This is a genomic window from Arthrobacter sp. Y3221157 (assembly GCF_059089865.1).
Map to the genome: position 1 here is coordinate 24,999 of NZ_JBNHFD010000030.1, position 13,142 is coordinate 38,140.

13 protein-coding genes are annotated in these 13,142 nt (G+C 68.2%); 6 read left to right on the forward strand and 7 right to left on the reverse strand.

What is annotated here, in order from left to right; all coding sequences use genetic code 11:
* Window positions 1–8: 8 nt before the first annotated feature.
* The gene (locus AC5RTT_RS10095; RefSeq protein WP_494145072.1) at window positions 9–1,118 is read left to right on the forward strand and encodes an LLM class flavin-dependent oxidoreductase; all 1,110 of its coding nucleotides are present in this window, start codon (window positions 9–11) and stop codon (window positions 1,116–1,118) included.
* Window positions 1,118–1,579, forward strand: a complete 462-nt coding sequence (locus AC5RTT_RS10100) for a MarR family winged helix-turn-helix transcriptional regulator (RefSeq protein ID WP_494145073.1) — start codon at window positions 1,118–1,120, stop codon at window positions 1,577–1,579. The genes AC5RTT_RS10095 and AC5RTT_RS10100 overlap by 1 nt, the downstream gene beginning before the upstream one ends.
* Here the strand turns inward: AC5RTT_RS10100 and AC5RTT_RS10105 are convergent.
* Together AC5RTT_RS10105 and AC5RTT_RS10110 are read right to left on the reverse strand one after the other, a co-directional pair.
* Window positions 1,576–2,382 carry a transglutaminase-like domain-containing protein gene (locus AC5RTT_RS10105; RefSeq protein ID WP_494145074.1) on the reverse strand — a complete coding sequence of 269 codons (807 nt, stop codon included), beginning with the start codon at window positions 2,380–2,382 and terminating at the stop codon, window positions 1,576–1,578. The two genes, AC5RTT_RS10100 and AC5RTT_RS10105, sit on opposite strands and share 4 nt — an antisense overlap.
* Before the next feature lie 72 nt (window positions 2,383–2,454).
* Entirely contained in the window at window positions 2,455–3,261 is an 807-nt protein-coding gene (locus AC5RTT_RS10110) for a hypothetical protein (protein ID WP_494145075.1), read from the reverse strand.
* A gap of 159 nt (window positions 3,262–3,420) precedes the next feature.
* Here AC5RTT_RS10110 and AC5RTT_RS10115 point away from each other — a divergent pair, with 159 nt between their 5' ends.
* A complete protein-coding gene (locus AC5RTT_RS10115; protein ID WP_494145076.1) occupies window positions 3,421–4,080 on the forward strand; it encodes a DUF1684 domain-containing protein in 660 nt (219 codons plus the stop codon).
* A gap of 80 nt (window positions 4,081–4,160) precedes the next feature.
* On the opposite strand, the gene AC5RTT_RS10120 is transcribed toward AC5RTT_RS10115, so the two are convergent.
* The 5 genes from AC5RTT_RS10120 to AC5RTT_RS10140 are packed head-to-tail and all read right to left on the reverse strand — an operon-like array spanning window position 4,161 to window position 10,035.
* Window positions 4,161–5,318 carry a cysteine desulfurase family protein gene (locus AC5RTT_RS10120; RefSeq protein WP_494145077.1) on the reverse strand — a complete coding sequence of 386 codons (1,158 nt, stop codon included), beginning with the start codon at window positions 5,316–5,318 and terminating at the stop codon, window positions 4,161–4,163.
* Between the two features lie 7 nt (window positions 5,319–5,325).
* Entirely contained in the window at window positions 5,326–6,243 is a 918-nt protein-coding gene (gene nadC / locus AC5RTT_RS10125; protein WP_494145078.1) for a carboxylating nicotinate-nucleotide diphosphorylase, read from the reverse strand.
* Complete coding sequence (nadB, locus tag AC5RTT_RS10130) at window positions 6,236–8,008, reverse strand: L-aspartate oxidase (protein WP_494145079.1); 1,773 nt, start codon at window positions 8,006–8,008, stop codon at window positions 6,236–6,238. Before nadB ends, nadC begins: the two co-directional genes overlap by 8 nt.
* A gap of 15 nt (window positions 8,009–8,023) precedes the next feature.
* Window positions 8,024–9,328 (reverse strand): quinolinate synthase NadA, encoded by a 1,305-nt coding sequence (nadA, locus tag AC5RTT_RS10135; protein ID WP_494050723.1) that lies wholly within the window; start codon window positions 9,326–9,328, stop codon window positions 8,024–8,026.
* Complete coding sequence (locus AC5RTT_RS10140) at window positions 9,325–10,035, reverse strand: NUDIX hydrolase (protein WP_494145080.1); 711 nt, start codon at window positions 10,033–10,035, stop codon at window positions 9,325–9,327. The genes nadA and AC5RTT_RS10140 overlap by 4 nt, the downstream gene beginning before the upstream one ends.
* Before the next feature lie 245 nt (window positions 10,036–10,280).
* Here AC5RTT_RS10140 and AC5RTT_RS10145 point away from each other — a divergent pair, with 245 nt between their 5' ends.
* From AC5RTT_RS10145 to AC5RTT_RS10155, 3 genes are all read left to right on the forward strand, one after another.
* Window positions 10,281–11,678 carry an amino acid permease gene (locus tag AC5RTT_RS10145; protein WP_494145081.1) on the forward strand — a complete coding sequence of 466 codons (1,398 nt, stop codon included), beginning with the start codon at window positions 10,281–10,283 and terminating at the stop codon, window positions 11,676–11,678.
* Window positions 11,679–11,741: 63 nt separating this feature from the next.
* Window positions 11,742–12,569: an alpha/beta fold hydrolase gene (locus tag AC5RTT_RS10150; protein WP_494145082.1), complete on the forward strand. Its 828-nt coding sequence runs from the start codon at window positions 11,742–11,744 to the stop codon at window positions 12,567–12,569.
* 88 nt (window positions 12,570–12,657) lie between these two features.
* Window positions 12,658–13,142: phosphoribosyltransferase (locus AC5RTT_RS10155; RefSeq protein WP_494145083.1), on the forward strand; the 485-nt coding region annotated here is incomplete at its 3' end.

The window sequence follows — 13,142 nt, forward strand, 5'->3', positions numbered from 1 at the left end:
GGCACATCATGCAGATCGGCGTCTTCAGCGTCAGCGATATCACCACGGACCCCACCACGGGCCGCACTCCCACCGAGAACGAGCGGATCAAGGCCTCGGTTGCCATCGCCAAGAAGGTCGAAGAGATCGGGATGGACGTGTACGCCCTGGGCGAGCACCACAACCGTCCGTTCTTCTCTTCCTCCCCCACCACAACGCTCGCCTACATCGCGGCGCAGACCGAGCGGATCATCCTGTCAACGGCCACCACGCTGATCACCACGAACGATCCCGTGAAGATCGCCGAGGACTTCGCGATGCTCCAGCACCTTGCCGACGGGCGCGTGGACCTGGTCCTGGGCCGCGGCAACACTGCCCCGGTGTACCCCTGGTTCGGCAAGAACATCCAGGACGGCGTGGAGCTGGCCATCGAGAACTACAGCCTGCTGCGCCGGCTCTGGGACGAGGACACCGTAAACTGGTCCGGAAAGTTCCGCACCCCGCTGCAGAACTTCACCTCCACGCCCCGCCCGCTCGACGGCGTCGCCCCCTTCGTCTGGCACGGGTCCATCCGGACGCCGCAGATCGCCGAAGTGGCTGCGTACTACGGTGACGGCTTCTTCGCCAACAACATCTTCTGGCCCAAGGAGCACTACCAGCAGCTGATCGCCCTTTACCGCGAGCGCTACGAGCACTACGGGCACGGCAAGGCGGACCAGGCGATCGTCGGCCTGGGCGGCCAGTTCTTCATGCGGAAGAACTCACAGGACGCGGTCAAGGAATTCCGGCCCTACTTCGACAACGCCCCCGTTTACGGGCACGGGCCGTCGCTGGAGGATTTCACCGCGCAGACGCCCCTCACGGTGGGCAGCCCGCAGGAAGTCATTGAAAAGACCCTGACCTTCCGCGAGCACTTCGGCGACTACCAGCGGCAGCTGTTCCTGATTGACCACGCCGGCCTTCCGCTGAAGACGGTCCTGGAGCAGCTGGACCTGTTCGGCGAGGAAGTCCTTCCCGTGCTGCGCAAGGAGTACGCCGCGCGCAAACCCGCCCATGTTCCGGAGCCGCCCACCCACGCAGGCCGGGTCGCCACGCTGCTGGCTGCCCAGGACGCCGCAAAGACCCCGGCGGAGGCGTAATGGCTGCCGGAGGACCGGAATCGCCCGTCCGTCTCGCGGCGGAGACCTGGGAGTCGCTGTTCCGGGCCCAGGTGGCTATGATGCGCAAGCTGCAGTCGGGCCCGGCCTTCCGGAAGCTCGCGGTGAACGAGTACGACGTCCTGTTCACGCTGTCCCGCTGCCCCTCCGGCTGGCTGCGGCTCAACGAGCTCAACGACAACGTCCTGTTGAGCCAGTCCAGCCTGAGCCGGCTGGTGGAGCGGCTGGAGAAGCGCGGGCTGGTGGCACGGATGCCCGCACCGGAGGACGGCCGCGGCATCCTAATCCAGCTCACCGACGAAGGCCGGGAACTCCAGAAGGAGATTGGCCGCGAGCACGTGCGCGACATTTCGGCGCTGGTGGGCCCGGCCCTGACTCCGGCGGAGCAGAAGGAACTCCGGCGGTTGACGGACAAACTCCGGGATTCCCTGGGAAAACGCTAGCCCAGCTGCACCAGCCGGCCGGCGTCCTCAACGGGCAGGTCGCCGTCAACGACGGCCGTGACCTTCAGCTGGTTGAGGACCAGGCTGCCGCCCACCGTCGAGAGGAAGGCGGTATCGGAGGAGTCCCTGCCGGCGGTGATGCGCAGCATCGACTCGCGCGGGGCCAGCCCCGTGGGATCGATGACGTGCCAGGCGCCGTCCACGTAGGCCTCGGCCACGGCGTGGAAGTCCATGGGGCTGAGGCCGGGGGCGTAGACCGCCGCCAGGCGGGCCGGGACATCCTTGGACCGCAGCAGCGCGATGGCCAGGTGCGCGAAGTCCCGGCACACGCCGCGCCTGCTGAGGAGCGTTTCCACGGCGCCGTCCGTGCCGCGGGATGAGCCGCTCAGGTAGCGGAGTTCGCCGTGGACCCAGTTGCGCACCGCCTGCAGCAGGCCGGCGCCGGAGACGCTGTCGAATTCGGCGTAGGCGGTGGGCAGCAGCCGGTCCGACTCCGCGTACCGGCTGGGACGGACGTAGCGGATGCGGTCGGCGAGGGCGGTGTCCTCCGGTTCCCCCCGGCCGGCTACCGTGGCCGCGTACTCCACCGTCACGTCGGAGGGTTCGCTGAACTCCATGTAGTGGAACCTGCCGCCGTGGTGGTCGCCGATCTCGGTCAGCGCCACCTCCTCGCCGTCCGCCCTAACGGACAGGGACTCCTCGAACGAGGAATAGCCGCTGTTCCGCGCCACTGCGATGGCCATGGCCACCTTGGTGTTGGCTGCGGTGCGGAAGGCCAGGCGTGCGGAAACAGAGCGTTCCATGAATCTCCGGGGGTGTCGGCGTCGGAAGGAAAGCCGCCGCCCTTCCGGCACCTGTGGGAGCCGGCAGCGGGACTAGTTTTTGATCTCCAGAGACATTAGCATCCGCTGCACGTTGGCAAAGTCCGTGCTTCCCTCCACATACTCCGCTGCCTGCCCAAGTGTGTCGAACGCCTTCGCGGGGGCCACCTTCTGGTCCGGCGCAAACGCCTTCAGGGACACCAGGTCGCCGAAGGACCAGTCCCCCTTGCCGGCTGGTCCGCGGACCACGTTCCGGAGTTCGCAGGCCTGGTTACCGGCGCCGCCCACCACGTTTGTAACGCCGTAGGACCCGAAGAACCTGTACCCCTGGATTACCCGGAACACCATTCGTGGCGGAATGGTCCCCTCGCCGCCCCCGGCCGCCACGTCCACCGGCAGGCTGCTGATCACGGTGTACGGCTTGCGGGCGCTTTCGGGGCAGTCATCGGCCGACGGCGGCAGTCCGGTCCGCAAGGCCGCCATGAACGTGCCGTCGGGCTTTTTGACCTCGATCTTCAGCGCGCCGGGGAGCGTCCCCTCGTCCGGCGTCACGGACTGGGCGATCCAGTCCTGGGGCAGCTCGAAACTTACTGTCCTTGCGGGATCGGAGAACGTCTTCCAGGCAGCGGCCGTGGGGGCAGGTGATGGTCCCGGGGTGGCCGTGGCGGAAGCACCTTCCGTGGCAGGTGCCGTTGACGCTCCGGAACCGGCACTTGGGCCGGCAGTTGACTGTGGCGTCGCGTCAGGCTGCGCGGTCCAGCCAGGACCGCTTTCCTGCTGCCCTGAGCATCCAGGCACGGTCAGGGCGGCGGCCAGCAGGAAAACCGCGGACAGGACTGGAACCGGTGCCTTGCCACTCATGAAGCCAGCCTAGCGGCGCTTCCCTGCCCGGCACGGCGGCCGGCGGGCGTGTTTCCCCTAGCCCCGACTGTCCGGGACGCCACCGGCAGGCCCGGGCGCACCCGGCGGGCGTGTCGCGACGGGACCGGCATACGTGTCACGGGGACTAGGCTGGGGACTATGGCGGAACAGCACGGCACGGCCGAAGACAACCCCGCGGACATTTCCGCCGTCGACATCGCCGACTGGCGGCTCCGGACCTTTGCGCTTTACGAAAACGTCCGGAAGATCTCCGCCGAAAACCCGGCGGAAGCCCACTCCTATTGGCGGCACCAGCGGGACCTCATGTTTGCCACGCACCCGGCCTCGGCCCTCACCGCCGAAGGCAAGGCGCTGTTCTCCGGCCTCAAAACGGCCGACTACGACCCCATCTACCGGTTCCATGTGCCGCTGACCAAGGAGGGCGCAGGCCGGGAAATGGCAGTGGACACCGGTACTGACGGCGTGGTCCACTTCATCCGGCTGGGCACGTTTGACCTGCCGGAAATGGGGCAGCTGGCTGTGTGGAAGCTGCAGGGATACGGCGGCGGCATCTTCGTGCCGTTCAGGGATGCGACCGCCGGCCAGCCGGGCGGCAGCTACGGCGGCGGACGGTACCTCCTGGACACCATCAAGGGCGCCTTCCATGGCGTCCAGGGCACCGGCCCGGATGCCACATTCGTCCTGGACTTCAACTTTGCCTACAACCCGTCCTGCGCCTACAACGAGGCGTGGGCGTGCCCCCTGGCGGGACCGGCCAACCGGCTGGCGGTGGATATCCCCGTGGGCGAGCTGTACTGACGCCCATTGGGCCGTGCCGTCGTTGCGCCGCTGGGTAGCGGCGTTGGGCAGCACCGCTGAGTAACCGTTGCGCAGCCCCGTCAGCCCGCGCCCAGGGCCCTGACGCTCGTGACGGCGGAACCAACAGCGGCGGCCGCAGCGTCCAGGTCCTCCGCGGTGACGGACGCATCGAAGCTGAACCGGACCGCCGTCTGGGCAACCTCGGCGGGAATCCCCAGTGCCGTCAGCACCGGCGACGGTGCATCCGAGCCGGCCGCACACGCCGAGCCGCTGGAGCACACCACCCCTTGGCGCTCCAGTTCCAGCAGCACGGACTCGCCGCTGGTGCCCGGGAAGCAGAATGACGCCACGGACGGGAGGCGGTCCGCGGGATGACCGGTGAGGACCGCCCCGGGGACGGCGGACAACACTGCCCTGATGAAGTTGTCCCGAAGCGCCGCGACCCTTGCCTGCTGGTCCTGCTGGCGTGCCTGGGAGAGCGCCAGGGCCGTGGCCAGGCCGACGGCCCCGGCAACGTTCTCCGTGCCGGACCGCCGGCCGCGTTCCTGCCCGCCCCCGTGGATAAGGGGCTCCACCCTTGTCCGGCCCCGGACGTACAGCACGCCACAGCCTTTGGGCGCCCCCAGTTTGTGCCCGGAAATGCTCATTGCGTCCACACCGAGGGCCTTGGTGTCCAGGGGCAGCCAGCCCGCCGCCTGCACTGCGTCGGTATGGAAGGGGACTCCGCGCTCCCGGGCCAGGGCGGCCAGCTCCGCGACCGGCTGGACGGTGCCCACCTCATTGTTGGCGTACATCACGCTGACCAGCGCCGTTTCCGGCCGGAGGACATCCTTGAGCGCCGCGGGAGTCACCTGCCCGGAGCTGTCCACCGGGACCACGTCCACGCTGAAGCCGTGGAAGCGTTCCAGGTAGCGGGCGGACTCCTCCACGGCCGGGTGTTCGACGGCGCTGATCACCACCCGGTTCAAGGCAGGGTCCACGGCCTGCCGGGCCAGGGCGATGCCCTTTACGGCCAGGTTGTCCGCTTCGGTTCCTCCCGATGTAAACGTCACTTCGCCCGGCCGGCAGCCCAGTGCGGCGGCCACGGAGGCGCGGGCATCGGCGAGTGCCCGCACGGCGGACTCCCCCAGCGTGTGGTGGCTGGAGGGGTTCCCGAATTCTCCGGTGAGGTAGGGCCACATGGCCTCGAGGACCTCACGGCGGACCGGGGTCGTGGCGGCGGCGTCCAGGAAAATCACAGTGCGCTCACCCGACGGTCAGTTCCACGTCCAGGCCGAGGTCAAGGGCTGCCACTGTGTGGGTCAGGGCGCCTACGGAGATCACGTCCACGCCGGTGGCGGCGATCGCTGCGACGGTGTGGATGTTGACGTTCCCGCTCGCTTCCACCCGGGCCCGTCCTGCCACCAGGGCAACTCCTGCGGCCAGCTCTTCGATGCTGAAGTTATCCAGCATGATGGTGTCCACGCCTGCCGCCAGGACCGGTTCGATCTGGTCCATCCGGTCCACTTCCACTTCGAAGTGCGTGGTGTGCCCCAGGTGCGCCCGGGCCTCGAGCAGCAGTTCCGTGAGCCTGGCGGGATCCCCGCCGGTCATCACTGCAAGGTGGTTGTCCTTGGCCAGCACGGCGTCCGAGAGGCTGTACCGGTGGTTGGCCCCGCCCCCGCAGCGGACGGCGAAGCGCTCCAGGATCCGCAGGCCGGGGGTGGTTTTGCGGGTGTCGGTGATCCGTGCCCGCGTGCCTTCCGTCAGCTGCACGAACTCGGCGGTCCGGGTGGCGATGGCGGACATCCGCTGAACCAGGTTGAGTGCAACCCGCTCGGCGAGCAGCACGGACCTGGCGGGGCCGCTGACGCGGGCGAGGTGGGTGCCGGCGTCGAACGCCTCCCCGTCCGCCACCAGCAATTCAACGCTGATGTCCGGATCCACCAGCTGCATGGCATCACGGAAGACCGTGGCCCCGCTCAGGACGCCGGGCACGCGGGCGTTCAGCACGGCCGTGGCGCGGGCGGCGGCCGGGATCAGCAGCTGGGAAGTGATGTCCCCTGCGGGCGCGTCCTCGGCGAAGGCACGTTCCAGGATTTCCCGGACGGGTCCTGCCGCAAGGGTCAGGCCGGGCACGGTCCGGGGACGGACAGCCTGGTCAATTACGGAGTGCTCAGTCATGGACAAGGCTCGCTTTCGGACGAAGTGAAATGGTTTCGACGGGTTCGTCGCTGCGGTAATGGGCACCAAGGGATTCGGAGCGTTCCAGCGCGGCAGCAACGAGCAGCCGGGCAGCCAACAGCAGATTCCGGTCCTCATACGCAGCCACAACATCAAGCTCGCCGGGAGCAGGAGCAGGAGCAGGAGCAGGACCTTGGGTTGGAACTACGCCGGCCCACCGCTCCAGGGTGCCTGCAACCTCACCGAGCAGCTCCCCCGACCGCAAAACCCCAGCATGCGAAGTCATCACCCGCCGAAGAGCCTCCCGCGAAAAAGAAGCATCAAGGCTCCCAATCCGCGAGGCCGCGGCCGCGCCGCCTGCTGAGGCGCCAGGAAAGGTGACGTTCGAGCGGTCGCCTGATGGTGCCCCGGAAGCATGCGTCAAAGGGAGGCCGCCCGCGGCCGAGCTAGCATGCGGAGGGGCGCCGTCAGGCGACCCCAAAGTGGAGCCGGCAAGGAAAGACTCAACAGCGCGGCGGCCGAAGACGAGTCCTTCGAGGAGCGAGTTGCTGGCCAAACGGTTTGCCCCGTGGACACCGGTGCGGGCGACTTCGCCGGCGGCGTAGAGCCCGGGGATGCTGGTGCGTGCGGAGTAATCAGTGGTGACGCCGCCCATCCAGTAGTGCGCCGCCGGTGCCACGGGGACAAGTTCGCGGGTCCAGTCGATGCCGGCGTCGCGGGTCTTCCGGGTGAGGGTGGGGAACCGGCGCTTGAGGAACCCTGCGCCGCGTGCCTGCTCGATTACCCGTGCGTCGAGGTAGACGTGGCCGTTGGGATCTCCGAGTTTGGCCAGGTGGAGGGCGATGCTGCGCGACACGACGTCGCGCGGGGCGAGTTCGGCGTCGGGGTGGTAGGCACGCATGAAGCGGCGCCCGCCGGAGTCCACCAGGATGGCACCTTCTCCGCGGACCGCTTCGGAGATCAGCAGGGGCCCGGCTGCGGCGGCAGGCCGGCCAGCCGTGTCCACCATGCAGGTCGGGTGGAACTGGAAGAATTCGAGGTCTGCGGTGGCTGCGCCGGCACGGACAGCGAGCGCCAGGCCGTCGGCAGTGGCAACGCCCGGGTTGGTGGTCTGGGCGAACAGCTGTCCGGCACCACCGGTGGCCAGCAGAACAGCATCCGCTTCGATGCTGGCGGTACGGCCGTCCTGCAGGTACTCCAGTCCGGTGACCCGGCCGCCGTCCTGCAGGAGGGCGGTTGCGTAGGCCCGGCTCAGAACCTTGAGTCTTCCTTCCGCCTGTGCTGTAAGCACGGAACGGATCAGGGCTTCGGCGACCCTGGCACCGGTGGCATCGCCGCCGGCGTGGAGAATGCGTGGCGCGCTGTGCGCGGCTTCGAGGCCAAGGGCCGGGCCGCCGTCGTTCCCCATGTCAAAGCGCACGCCGAAGCGCCGGAGGCCCTCGATGTCCAACCGTGCTTCGGTGCACATGAGCCGGACGGCCCCTTCATCACAATGTCCCGCCCCGGCCCGCAGAGTGTCCGCAATATGCGCGGCCACGGTGTCGCCGGCCGCGGGGTCCTGAAGCACGGCCGAAATCCCGCCCTGGGCGTACCAGGTGTTGCTCTCGTCCAGCCGGCCCTTGGTCAGCAGGACGGTATCGGCACCGGCATCGGCCGCCAGCAGGGCGGCGTACAGGCCGGCGATGCCGCTTCCGACGACGATGAGCCGCCGCCGGGCGGAAGCTCCTGAGCTGGCCCCGGGTGGGACCGTCCCTCGTTCGAACATGGTGGGAGGCTTTCGCTATGGCCTGGCCGCGAGCATGCGCTCGAGGGCGGTCCGGGCATTGGCCTGCACGGCGTCGTCCACGGTGATCCTGTTGACCACGCGGCCGGCAACAAGTTCCTCCAGCACCCAGGCGAGGTAGCCGGGGTGGATCCGGTACATGGTGGAGCAGGGACAGATGACGGGGTCCAGGCAGAAGATGGTGTGCTGCGGATATTCTGCAGCCAGCCGGTTCACCATGTTGATCTCGGTGCCGATCGCGAAGGTTGTGGGCTCCGTGGCGCCGGCGATGGCTTTCTTGATGAAGTCCGTCGAACCGGCGGAATCCGCGGCGTCCACCACTTCCATGGGGCATTCCGGGTGGACGATCACCTGGACGCCGGGGAAATCGGCCCGTGCCTTGTCGATCTGGGCGGTAGTGAAGCGCTTGTGTACCGAGCAGAACCCGTGCCACAGGATCACCCGAGAATCCAGGAGCGCCTGCTCCACGTTGCCGCCGAGCTCCTTGCGCGGGTTCCACATGGGCATCTGCTCCAGCGGCACGCCCAGCGCCTTGGCCGTGTTGCGGCCCAGGTGCTGGTCCGGGAAGAACAGCACGCGCTGTGCCCGCTGGAAGGCCCATTCAAGGACTGTCTTTGCGTTGGACGAGGTGCACACGATGCCCCCGTGCTCGCCGCAAAAGGCCTTGAGGGCTGCCGAGGAATTCATGTACGTGACGGGAATGACCGGAACCCGGCCGTCGGCGTCGGGCTCGGTGCCGAAGATTTCCTCCAGCTGTTCCCAGCACTCGGCCACCGAATCGGCGTCGGCCATGTCCGCCATGGAGCAGCCGGCGGCAAGGTTGGGCAGGATGACGGCCTGGTCGGGCTTGGAGAGGATGTCCGCAGTTTCGGCCATGAAGTGGACCCCGCAGAAGATGATCGCCTCTGCGTCGGGCCTGGTCAGGGCGGCGTTGGCAAGCTGGAAGGAATCGCCCACGAAGTCCGCGTACTGGACAACCTCGTCCCGCTGGTAGAAGTGCCCCAGGATGACGGCCCGGTCCCCCAGTGCCGCTTTAGCGGCGGTGATGCGTTCGGCAAGCTCGGCGTCGCTGGCCAGCTTGTATTCCTCGGGCAGCTGTCCCTGCCGTGGTGTGGCCGCCGGGGCCACGTCGGCGCTGGAGGCTCCGGGACCGTAGGCGGGGATGCCGGCGAGCGCCTCTGCCAGATCGTAATCCCATGGGCCCTTGGCGAGGGCGGGGCTGCAGGTGCTGCCTTTGGCAGCTGCGCCCTTTTCGGCCTGTTCACGCGTGATCAGCTGGATTGCTGTGTTGACGCTGCTCATAGTGTGCTCCTGTTGTCTGGATCAAGGCCGGGCCGGCCGGTAAAGCGGTAGAGGCGGGGCGGGCGGTGTTTGCCGCCCTGGAGGAACTGGTCTGTTTCTTCGATTTCCGGGGTGGACCTGAGCTGGCGCCGGAAGTTGGCGGGATCCAGCTGGCGGTCCAGGACCGCTTCGTAGACCTCGCGGACCTGGGCCAGCGTGAAGTACTCGCCCAGGAGGTGGTACGCCACCGAGCCGTAGGCCAGCTTGTTCCGCAGGCGCCAGAGTGCATAGTCCACGATCGCGTTGTGGTCGAACGCCAGGTCTCCCAACCGGTCCGCCCGGAACCACCGCACATTCTCTGAAACGTCAGCCAGCGCTGCCTCCGTCGGCTGGACCAGGGCCCAGTAAACGATGGAGACCACCCGCTGGGTGGGTGACCGGTGCAGGCCGCCGAAGGCGTACAGCTGCTCGAGGTAGTTGGGGGCCAGGCCGGTCGTTTCCCGAAGGTTCCGTGATGCGGCGTCCTGGAGGGACTCCTCATGGCTGAGCGGTCCGCCCGGCAGGGCCCACAGCCCCTTGAAGGGTTCGCGGATGCGGCGCACCAGCGGCAGCCACAGGGTGGGCCGGCCCGACGTTTCACTGGGACGCAACGCGAAGATCACCGTGGAGATGGCAAGCGAAGGGGGCGCGGCACGGCGCTCGGAAACGTTCGCTGAGCTGTAGTACACGCATCCACCTCCTCACTCATACCGGCCCGGCTGCGCGGTCACAGTAGTTATGGTCAACATGACCATAACTGATTCTAAGCGCAGCAAGCCATAAACCAGAAATGTGTCCGGCCCAGCGGAAACCCGGCCCGGGCCGGATGTGCCCATAAGCGCAGCCGTGGCGGTTCGGCAGGGCGCCCGCCAGGCGGTAAATTCGAGTGGTCCCAAGAGGATGAAAACCCAAAACCCCAAGAAGGTTCACTTCCATGACGACGAAGTACGCCCCCGCGCGCCCGCAGCACCACCTCGGCCACAGCATGAAGCCCCGACAGCTCACCATGATGGGGCTTGGATCCGCCATCGGCGCCGGCTTGTTCCTCGGTTCCGGCGCCGGCATCCAGGCGGCGGGCCCCGCGGTGCTGGTTTCCTACCTTGTGGCGGGGACACTCATCATCCTGGTGATGTGGGCACTGGGTGAGATGGCCGCGGCAAACCCGAACAGCGGGGCCTTCTCCGTCTATGCCGAAAGGGCCCTGGGCAAGACCGCGGGGGCCACCATCGGGTGGCTGTGGTGGCTGCAGCTGGTGGTGGTTATCGCCGCCGAAGCACTCGGTGCCGCGGGGCTGCTGTTTTCGGTATGGCCCGCCATCCCGGTGTGGGCTCTCGCGCTCGTGTTCATGGTGGTGTTCACCGGCATCAACCTGGCCGGGGTCCGGAACTTTGGGGAGTTCGAATTCTGGTTCGCCATCCTCAAGGTGGCCGCGATCGTCCTGTTCCTGATAGTGGGCGCAGCCCTTCTGCTGGGACTCCTGCCGGACGTTGCCTCGCCGGGCCTGGCAAACCTCACCACGGACTTCGCCCCGCAAGGACTGGGAGGCATCGCCTCGGCACTCTTCGTGGTGATCTTCGCCTTCGGCGGAACGGAGATCGTTTCCGTAGCGGCAGCGGAGACGGAGGATCCCGAGCACAGCGTGGGAAAGGCCATCCGCACCGTGGTGTGGCGGATCCTGGTGTTCTACATCGGCTCGGTATTCGTCATCGCGGCCGTCCTTCCCGCCACGTCCGGCGGGCTGGCGTCGCCTTTCGCCGGCGTCCTCGGCGTCGCCGGCATCCCGGGTGCCGCCACCGCCATAACCCTGGTGGCCGTCGTCGCACTCCTCTCTGCGCTGAATGCCAACCTGTACGGCGCGTCGCGGATGGTCTACTCGCTGGCTGAGCGGGGGGAGGCGCCGGCTTTCCTGTCCCGGCTGGCCGGGCAGAGCGTCCCCATGCTGGCGGTTGCGCTCTCCGTTGCCTTCGGATTCATTGCCACCGTCCTGGAACTGCTGTTTCCGGAGCGCATCCTTCCAGCCCTCTTCCAGCTGGTGGGATCCACCTGCCTGGTGGTGTGGGGCAGCGCACTGGTGTCCCAGCTGGTGCTGCGCCGGCGCGCGGACCGGGAGGGCATTCCACTCCCCCTGCGGATGAAAGGCTTCCCGGGCCTCACCATCGTTGGCCTGGTCCTGCTGGGACTGATCTTTGCGGTCGGTCTCAGCGCGGCCGCCAGCCGCGTGCAGCTTTTCAGCACCTTTGCCCTGATCGCCGGCATCGCCCTCGCCTGCGCACTGGGAGCCCGCTTCGGAAGCCGGACCTCCGGCGCCGCGGGGCACCAGCACGGCAGGTAGAGTGATGCCAGGCACCGTCGCGCCGGGTCTGCCCGGACGCATGAGTTGATGAGGACTGACAGCATGAGCGGCAGGCACACCGGCCAACAGCAAACGCATACCGTCGAGGGTACGGACCCCCAGCTGTACGTGGGGGTTCACGAACCGGCGGAGGATGCCGGGCTCCGGCCGGTACTGCTGCTGCACGGCTTTTCCTCCTCCTCCAAGCTGAACTGGGAGGACACGGGCTGGGTGCAGGCCCTGCTGCAGGCCGGACGCCGGGTGATCACCGTGGACCTGCCGGGGCACGGCCGCAGCGGCGCCCCGGAGGACCGCGACTCCTACTCCCCGAGCAGGATCCGGGCGGACCTGCTCCAGACAGCGTTCGACGCCGGTGTCCGGCCGCTGCAGGAGGATGACCCTTCCAGCGGACTCGACGTTGTGGGCTATTCGCTGGGTTCCCGGCTCGCCTGGGAGTTCGGCGCCACCCAGCCGGAGATCGTCCACCGCCTGGTTCTTGGCGGAGCTAACACCGCCGATCCGCTGGCCGAGTTCGACCTGGTGGCCGCGCAGGACTACCTGGCCGACGGCACCCCGATCGCTGACGAGTCCACCGCACGCCTCCTGAAGATGGCCCTGCTGCTGCCCAGCAACAACATCTTCGCCCTCCTGTCCCTGGTGGAGGCCATCAAGGCCGAACCCTACGACCCCGCCGAGGCCGTCCCGCACGTTCCGATGCTCCTGGTCTCCGGCGACCAGGACGAACGGGTGGGCAGCCTTCCGAAACTCGCTGAGCTGGCGGCAAGCGCCGGTTCCATGGCCGAACAGCTGGTCCTGCCGGGACGCAACCACACCAACGCCGTCACCAGCCGGGCCTTCAAGCAGGCCGCCATCGCGTTCCTGGCCATCTAGGTCCCGCGTCCCCGCCGCATGGCCCGGGCGCGGGCCGCCGGGGCGGGCGGTAGGCTGAAACCAGGTGCAGGCAAGCCTGGAGGAGCAGATGGTAACGCGTTTCGAAGACCGCATGGAGGCCGGCGAGCGCCTGGCCGCGGTGCTTCCGCAGTTCCGGGAGCGGCCGGACACCCTGGTCCTGGGCCTGGCACGTGGCGGTATCCCCGTGGCCGCTGCGGTGGCCAAGGCCCTCTACCTTCCCCTGGGAACGGTGCTGGTGCGGAAACTGGGCATCCCCGGCCATGAGGAGACCGCCTATGGAGCACTGGCGTGGGCACGCGGCCGCACTGTCCGGCTCCTCAACAAACCCCTGCTCGACCGCGTCCTGGAGCACGGGGTGCGCCGCGAGTGGCTTGATGAGGTGGAGCAGCGCGAGCGCGCCGAACTTCTTCGCCGCGTGGACCTCTACCCCGGCACCGGCCATGACCTGCGCGGGAAGACTGTGGTGCTGGTGGACGACGGCCTGGCTACCGGCGCCACCATGCGGGCCGCCGTCGAGGCAGTCCGCGAAGGTGGGGCCGCCACCGTGGTGGC

Bases quoted from the DNA above. Each gene is read 5' to 3' on its own strand.
- AC5RTT_RS10095 (WP_494145072.1), top strand. From the start codon at position 9: ATGCAGATCGGCGTCTTCAGCGTCAGCGATATCACCACGGACCCCACC.
- AC5RTT_RS10150 (WP_494145082.1), top strand. From the start codon at position 11,742: ATGAGCGGCAGGCACACCGGCCAACAGCAAACGCATACCGTCGAGGGT.
- AC5RTT_RS10105 (WP_494145074.1), bottom strand. From the start codon at position 2,382: ATGGAACGCTCTGTTTCCGCACGCCTGGCCTTCCGCACCGCAGCCAAC.
- nadC (WP_494145078.1), bottom strand. From the start codon at position 6,243: ATGACTGAGCACTCCGTAATTGACCAGGCTGTCCGTCCCCGGACCGTG.
- AC5RTT_RS10100 (WP_494145073.1), top strand. From the start codon at position 1,118: ATGGCTGCCGGAGGACCGGAATCGCCCGTCCGTCTCGCGGCGGAGACC.
- nadA (WP_494050723.1), bottom strand. From the start codon at position 9,328: ATGAGCAGCGTCAACACAGCAATCCAGCTGATCACGCGTGAACAGGCC.
- AC5RTT_RS10145 (WP_494145081.1), top strand. From the start codon at position 10,281: ATGACGACGAAGTACGCCCCCGCGCGCCCGCAGCACCACCTCGGCCAC.
- AC5RTT_RS10110 (WP_494145075.1), bottom strand. From the start codon at position 3,261: ATGAGTGGCAAGGCACCGGTTCCAGTCCTGTCCGCGGTTTTCCTGCTG.
- nadB (WP_494145079.1), bottom strand. From the start codon at position 8,008: ATGTTCGAACGAGGGACGGTCCCACCCGGGGCCAGCTCAGGAGCTTCC.
- AC5RTT_RS10115 (WP_494145076.1), top strand. From the start codon at position 3,421: ATGGCGGAACAGCACGGCACGGCCGAAGACAACCCCGCGGACATTTCC.